The 8780-nt window shown below is 49.3% G+C and carries 10 protein-coding genes and 2 pseudogenes; 5 read left to right on the forward strand and 7 right to left on the reverse strand.

Going from position 1 to position 8780, the window contains the following annotated elements; translation table 11 throughout:
• Positions 1–28: 28 nt before the first annotated feature.
• Positions 29–142, reverse strand: a pseudogene (locus BM283_RS20175) (IS5/IS1182 family transposase); the annotation flags it as partial.
• A 359-nt stretch (positions 143–501) separates the two neighbouring features.
• Between BM283_RS20175 and BM283_RS16260 the strand changes: the two are divergent.
• Positions 502–1599, forward strand: a complete 1098-nt coding sequence (locus BM283_RS16260; protein WP_090694977.1) for an AI-2E family transporter — start codon at positions 502–504, stop codon at positions 1597–1599.
• 267 nt (positions 1600–1866) lie between these two features.
• Here the strand turns inward: BM283_RS16260 and BM283_RS16265 are convergent, their stop codons facing one another.
• The 4 genes from BM283_RS16265 to BM283_RS19640 form a co-directional block, all read right to left on the reverse strand.
• Entirely contained in the window at positions 1867–2202 is a 336-nt protein-coding gene (locus tag BM283_RS16265) for a YnfA family protein (RefSeq protein ID WP_090694979.1), read from the reverse strand.
• Entirely contained in the window at positions 2189–2527 is a 339-nt protein-coding gene (locus BM283_RS16270; RefSeq protein ID WP_090694982.1) for a PadR family transcriptional regulator, read from the reverse strand. Before BM283_RS16270 ends, BM283_RS16265 begins: the two co-directional genes overlap by 14 nt.
• Before the next feature lie 10 nt (positions 2528–2537).
• Complete coding sequence (gene chrA, locus BM283_RS16275; RefSeq protein ID WP_090694985.1) at positions 2538–3743, reverse strand: chromate efflux transporter; 1206 nt, start codon at positions 3741–3743, stop codon at positions 2538–2540.
• Between the two features lie 175 nt (positions 3744–3918).
• The gene (locus tag BM283_RS19640; protein ID WP_217646567.1) at positions 3919–4026 is read right to left on the reverse strand and encodes a YfdQ family protein; all 108 of its coding nucleotides are present in this window, start codon (positions 4024–4026) and stop codon (positions 3919–3921) included.
• Positions 4027–4060: 34 nt separating this feature from the next.
• Between BM283_RS19640 and BM283_RS16280 the strand changes: the two genes are divergently transcribed.
• The 3 genes from BM283_RS16280 (at position 4061) to BM283_RS20710 (ending at position 5137) form a co-directional block, all read left to right on the forward strand.
• Positions 4061–4555 (forward strand): winged helix-turn-helix domain-containing protein, encoded by a 495-nt coding sequence (locus tag BM283_RS16280; RefSeq protein ID WP_090694987.1) that lies wholly within the window; start codon positions 4061–4063, stop codon positions 4553–4555.
• Positions 4552–4677, forward strand: a complete 126-nt coding sequence (locus tag BM283_RS20370) for a hypothetical protein (RefSeq protein WP_302848307.1) — start codon at positions 4552–4554, stop codon at positions 4675–4677. Before BM283_RS16280 ends, BM283_RS20370 begins: the two co-directional genes overlap by 4 nt.
• A gap of 241 nt (positions 4678–4918) precedes the next feature.
• Positions 4919–5137, forward strand: coding sequence for a transposase (locus tag BM283_RS20710; protein WP_090694990.1), 219 nt, complete (start codon positions 4919–4921; stop codon positions 5135–5137).
• 310 nt (positions 5138–5447) lie between these two features.
• Here BM283_RS20710 and BM283_RS16290 read toward each other — a convergent pair whose 3' ends face one another.
• Positions 5448–5720 carry a winged helix-turn-helix domain-containing protein gene (locus BM283_RS16290; protein WP_090694993.1) on the reverse strand — a complete coding sequence of 91 codons (273 nt, stop codon included), beginning with the start codon at positions 5718–5720 and terminating at the stop codon, positions 5448–5450.
• A 449-nt stretch (positions 5721–6169) separates the two neighbouring features.
• Between BM283_RS16290 and katE the strand changes: the two genes are divergently transcribed.
• Positions 6170–8320 carry a catalase HPII gene (katE, locus tag BM283_RS16295; protein ID WP_090694996.1) on the forward strand — a complete coding sequence of 717 codons (2151 nt, stop codon included), beginning with the start codon at positions 6170–6172 and terminating at the stop codon, positions 8318–8320.
• A gap of 66 nt (positions 8321–8386) precedes the next feature.
• Here the strand turns inward: katE and BM283_RS16300 are convergent.
• Positions 8387–8780 (reverse strand): annotated as a pseudogene (locus BM283_RS16300) (IS5 family transposase); the annotation flags it as partial.

The raw sequence follows: 8780 nt of genomic DNA on the forward strand, positions 1-8780 counted from the left end.
CGCGCCATGGACAGCCAACCCGCATTCAATACAGTATGCCTTCTACCGTCATGCGCAGATTGCGCTTGTTATCAATCGATTCTTGAAGCAGAATCCTCTCCAGCTTCGACCAGTACTCATCATTGAGCATCATTCGGGGCATCGCAAACTCGTTTGGTTGGTGGTGTAGGAAACCCAATATTACGCGTTTGTTCTATCTATGAGGCACTTATCTTAAAACGTCAACAGACCCTAGAATCAACTCAGAAATATTCTGTTAGAATCATAGTCTTGAACTTTTTTGTATCAGCATCTGTTACTGTTGTTACTGTTCAGTATAAATTATCACGGACGCAATTTGGCTTCGGCGTGAGTTAGAAAGCACAGAGCATGACGAGGATCAGTTATCTCGTAAATACATATAAAAAATAGCCACAAACGAAGAAAATTTTAGCTGCTTTATTCGGCTGAACTCCAATACTGGTTGACCTTAATGCCGGGTCTGACAAAAAATGTAATCAAATGGAAACGGATCGATCCGAATTAACCCCGATAAGCAAAAACGAATCAAGTAAAAAGGAAGGAAAAATGCCGGGCGAGAAAGCGCTCATGTACGCCGGAGCGTTTGCATTGGTTTCGATCCTCATGGTTTTGCTGTGGAAAGCTGGGGAAGTTTTTCTTCTTATATTCGCGGGCGTCCTGCTGGCAGTTTTTCTTAATTCCCTGAGCAAATGGATCCACCTAAAGACGCACCTTCCGGAGAAATGGTCGCTAGCATTTGTATTGTTGGCGCTTTCATTCGTTACTGTGATCGGTATTTGGTCGATCGCACCCGAAGTTTCCGATCAAATTGATCGGTTAACGGAATACATACCCCAGGCAGTAGATCAGACACGAGAACAGGTTCTAAAATATGAATGGATGAGAAAGCTTCTTGAGAAGAAAGACCAGATTGCAAGCATGGCCTCAGACGGTTCTAATATCCCCAGTACTATCACTGGAATGTTTTCTTCAACATTCGGCGCATTGGCAAATTTTCTGGTTTTCCTCGTAATCGGCATTTTTATGGCAATAAGTCCCCGCATCTATCTCAACGGTATGATCCAGCTCGTTCCACGAAACAGGCGTGCTCGTGCAAGAGAAGTAGTGCATGAAATAGGATCGGCACTTCAGTCCTGGCTTCTTGCAAAGATTATCGCAATGTTTGCGGTGGGTATATTGACAGCAATTGGACTCTCGTTAATCGGAATCGAACTTGCGCTGCTATTAGGCATTATTGCCGCGCTTCTTACATTTATTCCTAATATCGGTCCCATTCTCGCCTTGATTCCTGCTGCCTTGCTGGCGTTGGTACATGGCTCCGACAAACTTATATACGTGATTGCACTATATATGGGAGTACAAGTACTTGAGAGCTATGTACTTACGCCATTGCTACAGCAAGACATGGTTGATTTACCGCCAGCCCTTATCATTAGCATGCAAATATTGCTCGGCGTTTTGGCCGGCGGCCTTGGCATTATTCTAGCCACCCCTATGACAGCAGCAAGCATGGTCCTGATAAGGATGGTTTATATAGAAGATATTCTTGGGGACCGCCAATCTGAAGCGGGGCCCTGAACTCGAACGCGGTTCTATGGGAGCGAGCACTAGGAGAAGCCTTACATTCTCAAAGACGTAGGAATATGGGCTGATTAACATGTCAACTAAATCGGGCAATACCTCAACACAATCGGCAAGAAACGGAAGGTCATAATCACGAGGTTCCCAATCTCATATCTTATCGCTGATTATAAATATAGTAGAGTGATTGCGGACTTCAGTTCAATTCCCGATATACCACCAATACCGAATGATGTGGCGACAGAATCCGAAAACCGTAGGGCATCACGCGCTTGTCGCTGGCTGCAACGCAATGATTGCCATACCGACCAGGGCGATTGCTGCGCCCGCCAGATCCCAACGAGTCAGCGCGATACCATCGACGAAGTGTAGCCATAGGAGCGCCACGGCGATGTACATGCCTCCATAGGCAGCATAGGTACGCCCGGCTGCAGCCGGGTGTAGCGTGAGCAGCCAAGCAAACAGTGCCAGCGATAGAGCCGCCGGAAAGAGCAGCCATATGGTACGCCCCTGCTTCAAGACCAGCCACGGAAGATAACAACCAACGATTTCGGCCACAGCCGTAATCGCGAACAGGCCGGCGACTTTAAGCAATTCCATCAACGATCTCCTTCAGAATATCCACGCCCTCAATCAACTCCCTGAACAACTCTTTGACCTTAACTTTGGCATCAGCCAATGCCACGTGGCCCTGCTTCGTGATCTCATCCACCCTTCGATCACGACGACCGGGATGCTCATGACGTGTAGAGAAGCAGCCCTTCTTTTCCAAGCCATGCAGCATCGGATACAAAGTACCCGTACTGAGCTTGTAACCGTGGTATCGCAACTCCTTGATGATGCCGAGACCGAAGATAGGTTTTTCGGCTACGTGGTGCAGGATGTGCAAACGGATCAGCCCGCCGTAAAAGTCTTTATCGGTCATTTTCCGAACCTCATACAACTGTGCTCAACAACCAGCCCGCAACACCACTGACGACGACAACCAGCCAGGGCGGCAGCTTCCAAAACATCAGGGCAACCAGCGCCACCAGTGCCAAGCCAAAGTCTTGCGGTGCATAAATCGCGCTCGTCCACACCGGTTGATAGAGGGCAGCCAGCAGCAGGCCAACCACAGCCGCATTGATGCCAGACAATGCCGCCTGCGTGTGGATGCTGCGGCGCAGGTGCTCCCAGAACGGCAAGGTTCCCACGACCAGCAGGAAGGATGGCGCGAAGATCGCCAGCAGGCAGATTAACCCACCCAACCAGCCGGAGGGTGCCTCATTCATCGAAGCACCAAGAAATGCCGCAAAGGTAAACAGAGGGCCAGGGACTGCCTGCGCGGCACCGTAGCCCGCCAGGAACGCGTCATTGCTGACCCAGCCCGAAGGTACGACCTCGGCTTGCAGCAGCGGCAGTACAACATGTCCACCCCCAAAGACCAGTGACCCGGCACGGTAGAAGGCATCCACCATCGACAGCGCCTGATTCGGGAACAAGGCAGCCAACAATGGCAACCCCAACAGCAGGGCAAAGAACAGCGTCAGCCAGAGCAAGCCAACGCGACGCCGGATGGCAATCGGCAGAGGGTCGTGCGCTGCCCTCTGCTGAGGACTAAACAGCAAAAGACTAATGAGCGCTGCAATAGCGATGACCCCCACCTGCCCCCAAGCGGACGGCACCAGAAGAATAAAGCACGTCGCCGCCGCCATGATGGTGATGCGCGGTACGTCTGGACAGAGATTGCGAGCCATCCCCCATACAGCTTGCGCGACCACCGCCACAGCCACCACTTTCAGGCCGTGCAGCATGCCAGACGGTATCGCATTCCCGTAGCTGGCCATGCCCAGTGCAAACAGAATCAAGACAATCGCTGACGGCAGCGTGAAGCCCGCCCATGCGGCCAGCGCACCGGCATAGCCGGATCGAGACAGCCCGAGCGCGATCCCGACCTGACTGCTGGCAGGTCCCGGCAGGAATTGGCAGAGAGCGACCAAATCCGCATAGCTGCGCTCGGTCAGCCACTGCCGCCGCGTCACAAACTCATCACGGAAGTAGCCCAAGTGGGCAATCGGGCCACCAAAGGAGGTCAAGCCCAGTTGAAGAAAAATCAGAAAGACAGCCCAAGGGCTGCGGTCAGTCTTGGTGGTATCGGTCATGCTCGCATCTTGATTTGTGGCAGCGTTGGGTCATAATAATTGAAATATGGTTACGAAACCAGATAATGGGGACGCTCATCATAAAACTCGTTCTGATCGGAGTTGCGGCCCTGCTAACATCCGGGCTAAGTTAGACACAGGAGGATAAGCAACACCTCCGACTGGTGTCTTGTCTCTACTCAGCACCATGCACCCTCCTCACGGTACGCAGCCAGGAAGCAGGATTTCCACGAGGCGGGCGATAATCAAAGCGCTCCGAGATAGGCTCAGCTGCTAATTCCATCTCTATTTCATAGGTGCAGCAATAGAAGCGACTTATGAGAGGAAGTATGGTGATGGCACGAGTAGCAAGTGGTAAAGAGGTGTTGGAACAAGCAAAGGGCTTACCGGTTAATGCAAAAACAATAGAAGAATCAAGACAGGCGCAGGCTGTAGTGCTACCTTTGGAGTTTGGCTTATCAATGGAGCAGACAGCTACCGCAATAGGTACTTCAATAGGCTGGGCGTGCCAGTTTCGAAGGCGCCTTATCCGCAATGGCGGCATGCGTGACACAACCAAGCTCACCCGTGGTGGACGACGGCGCCAGAATCTTTCCCGTGAAGAAGAAGTTGCTTTTTTAGCGCCTTTTATAGAAAAAGCATCGGCAGGAGGTATTTTGATTGTGAGCGAAATCAAGCAGGCATTGGACACCCGCTTAAAGCGCAAGACGTCGCTCGCCGCCACCTACAGCCTGCTGCACCGCCATGGCTGGCGCAAGTTGGCTCCTGACAAGCGTCATCCCAAAGCAGACGTGCTCGCTCAAGACGAGTGAAAAAAAAACTTCAAGATACCCTCACAGGAATTGACCAGGAGTGGCAAGCAGAAGGACAGCTGCGCCTGATATTTCAGGATGAAGCCTGCTTTGGGCGTGTTTCTGATACACGCCGAGGTTGATGTCCCAAGCCTATACGACCGCTATGTCAAGCAATCATCACTCAGGAATAGGTCTATGCTTATGCCGCTGTCTCTGTGGCTGATGGTGAACTGGATACGCTTATCCTGCCTCAGGTTAATAGCGATTGCAGGCAGCTATTTCTGGATGAGGTAGCGTCGCGTGTCATCGCAATGACAGAATGGTTCTAGCGCTCGATGAGGCAGGATGGCATCGTAGTCACGCCCTTAAGCGCCACATAATCTGCGCTTATTGAGGCTGCCACCCTACTTACCAGAGCTCAATCCTATGGAGAATATTTGGGGTAAGCTACGGGAGAAATCATTCCATAACCGTGTATTCGACAGCTTGGATACACTTGAAAATCACCTGGAAGCAGCAATGCGCGACCTGGAAAAAAATCGTGAGTGTGTCCATTCCATCGTTGCATGGCCTTGGATTATAAATTCACTTATGAAATAGAAATGGAATAACATCAGATATGCCTGTTTCCTTACATAATTGTGGAACAGATACTGCATTGGGTGGCATCATCTTCTTGATGACTAATTCCTTAAATTCTTTTGAATAACTCTTTTGCTTCATGTCCTTTCGCTTCGCCCTTCAGGTTTTTAGGTTTCAGCTGCGGCGAAAGGCATCCTGACACATAGGGGATGGAGCGCACTCACACCGATGTGTATCGGAAACACGTCCAAAGCAGGCTTCATCCTGAAATATCAGGCGTAGCGGTTGGTGATTACCTCACGTAGCGATCATTTCATCTAATGGCTCTTTAATTTTTTCTCCAATCTTCACGCAACGCAGCATTTCCCTGAGGATGAGTGCTATCTGGTGCGAGTTTACACCAACCATGGCGTACCAGCATTCGATAAATTGTTGATAGAACTACGCGCTTACCTAGCCGCTCCTTAATTTTCTCTTTAAGCGGAGGAGCAACTACCGCGCGGCCTTGCGCCGATCCCACCAAAACCTCATCCAGAATTTGCGCTTCCTGCTCAAGCATGGCAATAGCACGGTTCTGATGATCTCGTTTCGTTCGAGGCACCTTCTCTTCGCCACGAGTGATTCTACCGTAACGCGTGCGCTGGCCACACGCTCACCTGACGGAAAGACCAATGTTCTTCGCCGATACCAATTGATCTGCTCTACTAGATTTTATTGCCATGATTTTTTCTCTTAATTCATGGCTATATTATTTCATTTCTTCATTTTTTAATGCAAATTAAAATTATACCATTTAACAGCATTATTATCTTTATATATCAATTAGTTATTTTTGCTCCGTCAACCCCTAAACTTTAGCTATTGCTGCAAGGAATAAATATATTCCTTTGGTAAGAAAAAAATCATTGAATTTAGAACGCGAAAATATGTCTACCAAAATCAGACAAAGCGCTTGGGCTTTTATTTTTCCAAAAAGGCGGAAAATAAATCTGCCGAAATGTTCCAACTAATTTTATTGAAAATAAAAAACAATTATTAAGAGGAAAAGCAATGACAGCAGATAAGAACGGTCAAGGCAACGGCGATTTTAAACTACGGGATCTGGAACAAAACCGCGAAGATGGCACCGAACAATTTTTAACGACAAATCAGGGCGTTCGCATCAACGACAACCAAAATTCATTAAAGGTGGGCGAGCGCGGCGCAACGCTTCTTGAAGATTTTATTCTCCGCGAAAAGATCACTCATTTTGACCACGAACGCATTCCCGAACGCATCGTTCACGCGCGCGGCGCAGGGGCACATGGGTATTTTCAGGTTTACGAATCAATGGCGAAATATACGAAGGCAAAATTCTTGCAAGACCCAAGCGTGAAAACACCAGTTTTTGTGCGTTTTTCAACTGTCGCTGGCTCGCGTGGCTCGACCGATCTGGCGCGTGATATTCGCGGCTTCGCTGTTAAATTTTATACCGAAGAGGGAAATTATGATTTAGTCGGTAATAACGCGCCGGTATTTTTTATTCAGGATGCCATGAAATTTCCCGACCTCGTGCATTCCGTGAAACCCGAACCACACAACGAAATTCCGCAAGCCGCCGCTGCGCACGATACTTTCTGGGATTTTATCAGCCTGATGCCCGAATCGATGCACGCTATCTTTTGGGCGATGTCGGATCGCGCGATTCCGCGCAGTTTCAGAATGATGGAAGGCTTCGGCGTCCATACATTTCGTTTTATCAATGAGGAAGGTAAATCCCATTTCGTCAAATTTCACTGGAAACCGCTTCTCGGTCTGCATTCAGTTCTCTGGGACGAAGCGACGCGTATTTCAGGCAAAGACCCCGATTTTCACCGCCGTGATCTCTGGGATGCAATCGAAGCAGGCGCTTACCCTGAATATGAATTCGGCGTACAGATCATCGCCGAAGGAGACGAACATAAATTCGAATTTGATCTGCTCGACCCGACAAAAATCATTCCCGAAGAGTTAGTTCCCGTGCAGCGGATCGGCAAAATGACTCTGAATCGTAATCCCGATAATTTTTTCGCGGAAACCGAACAAATCGCGTTCCATCCTGGCCATATCGTCCCGGGCATTGATTTTACAAATGACCCGTTGCTGCAAGGGCGCCTATTTTCTTATTTGGACACGCAACTGTCGCGTTTGGGCGGGCCAAATTTTCATGAAATTCCGATCAATCGTCCGATCGCGCCGATTCACAACAATCAGCGTGATGCGCAGATGCGCCAGATGATCAACAAAGGGCGTGTGTCGTATGATCCAAATTCTCTGGGCGGCGGCTGCCCGTTTCAGGCAATGATGACGGACGGGGGGTTTCATTCTTACGAAGAACGTATTGATGCCCAAAAAGTGCGCGCCCGCAGCGAAAGCTTCCGGGATCATTTCACGCAACCCGCGTTGTTTTATCACAGCCAGTCGGAAGCCGAAAAAAAACATATGGTTGACGCTTTTTCGTTCGAATTAGGAAAGGTCGAAATGGTCTCGATTCGGCAGAGAATGGTCAACATTTTGACGCAGATCGATATGGATTTAGCAAATAAGGTTGCTGCCAATCTCGGTCTGGCAACGCAGAGCCCCGAACAGCCAATTAACCATTCGTTCGGAGCGAACACCGATCCGAAAACGGTTCAGCCGACTGACAAGAGAAATTATCTCGATAAATCCGAAGCGCTGAGTATGGAGAATACTGTCAAAGACACCATAAAGACGCGTCGCGTTGCTTTTCTGGCAGCAGATGGTGTGGATGACGACGCGCTTGACGCGATGAAAAAATCATTAACTGAAGAAGGTGCAATGGTCAAGATCATCGCATCGCGGCACGGCTCGATCAAAACCGCTAGCGGCGCGGAAGTCGAAGTTGACGCAACATGGCTGACGACTAGCTCGGTTCTTTTTGACGCGGTTTACATTCCGGGCGGCAAGACGAGCGTTGACGCTTTAGCAGAAGAAATGGATGCGATTCATTTTGTCAACGAAGCCTTTAAGCACTGCAAGGCGATCGCTGGCGTCGGTGAAGGCGTCGAATTTATCAAAAGCCAGACGTATGCCGGGAAGAATGAAACGGATAAAGCCGTGATTTTCGGTGGTACAGCAAAGGAAACGGCCGAACCTTTTGTCGCAGCAATTGCCCAACACCGCAACTGGAAACGTGAAACGGCGCACAAAGTTCCGGCGTAAGTCGTGAACAATATGAAAAATTGAAGAATGAAGGTAACTACTCGCCCCCTAGGGCATGTTGACATTTCACATAGGTAGCCACAGATATCCACACGCTATGGCTACCCTACTCTCGTAATTCCGCTTCAGTTTTCGTATCGTGTTGCTATTGCCCGATATGCTTTAGCCGGGCAATAGCATTCTCCAGCCAATGCCGGTATTGATATGAACCCCAATCCATATCTGCACTACTCTTCAGCGAGTTGCGCTTTCCCGGTATCACAGCCTGAGCTCCCTTCTTCGTTATCTGTTCCCGTAACCATTCGCTGTCATAGCCCCTGTCTGCAACTATTGCTTTTGCGTCAGGCAACCTGGCAATCAAATCGGGTGCGGCAGAACAGTCATTGACTTCTCCACCGGTGATTTCAAACTCAACTGGCAAGCCATAACCATCGACCGCTAAATGGATCCTGGTGGTATT

The sequence above is a fragment of the Nitrosomonas sp. Nm34 genome (genome assembly GCF_900113925.1).
Taxonomy (GTDB): Bacteria; Pseudomonadota; Gammaproteobacteria; order Burkholderiales; family Nitrosomonadaceae; genus Nitrosomonas.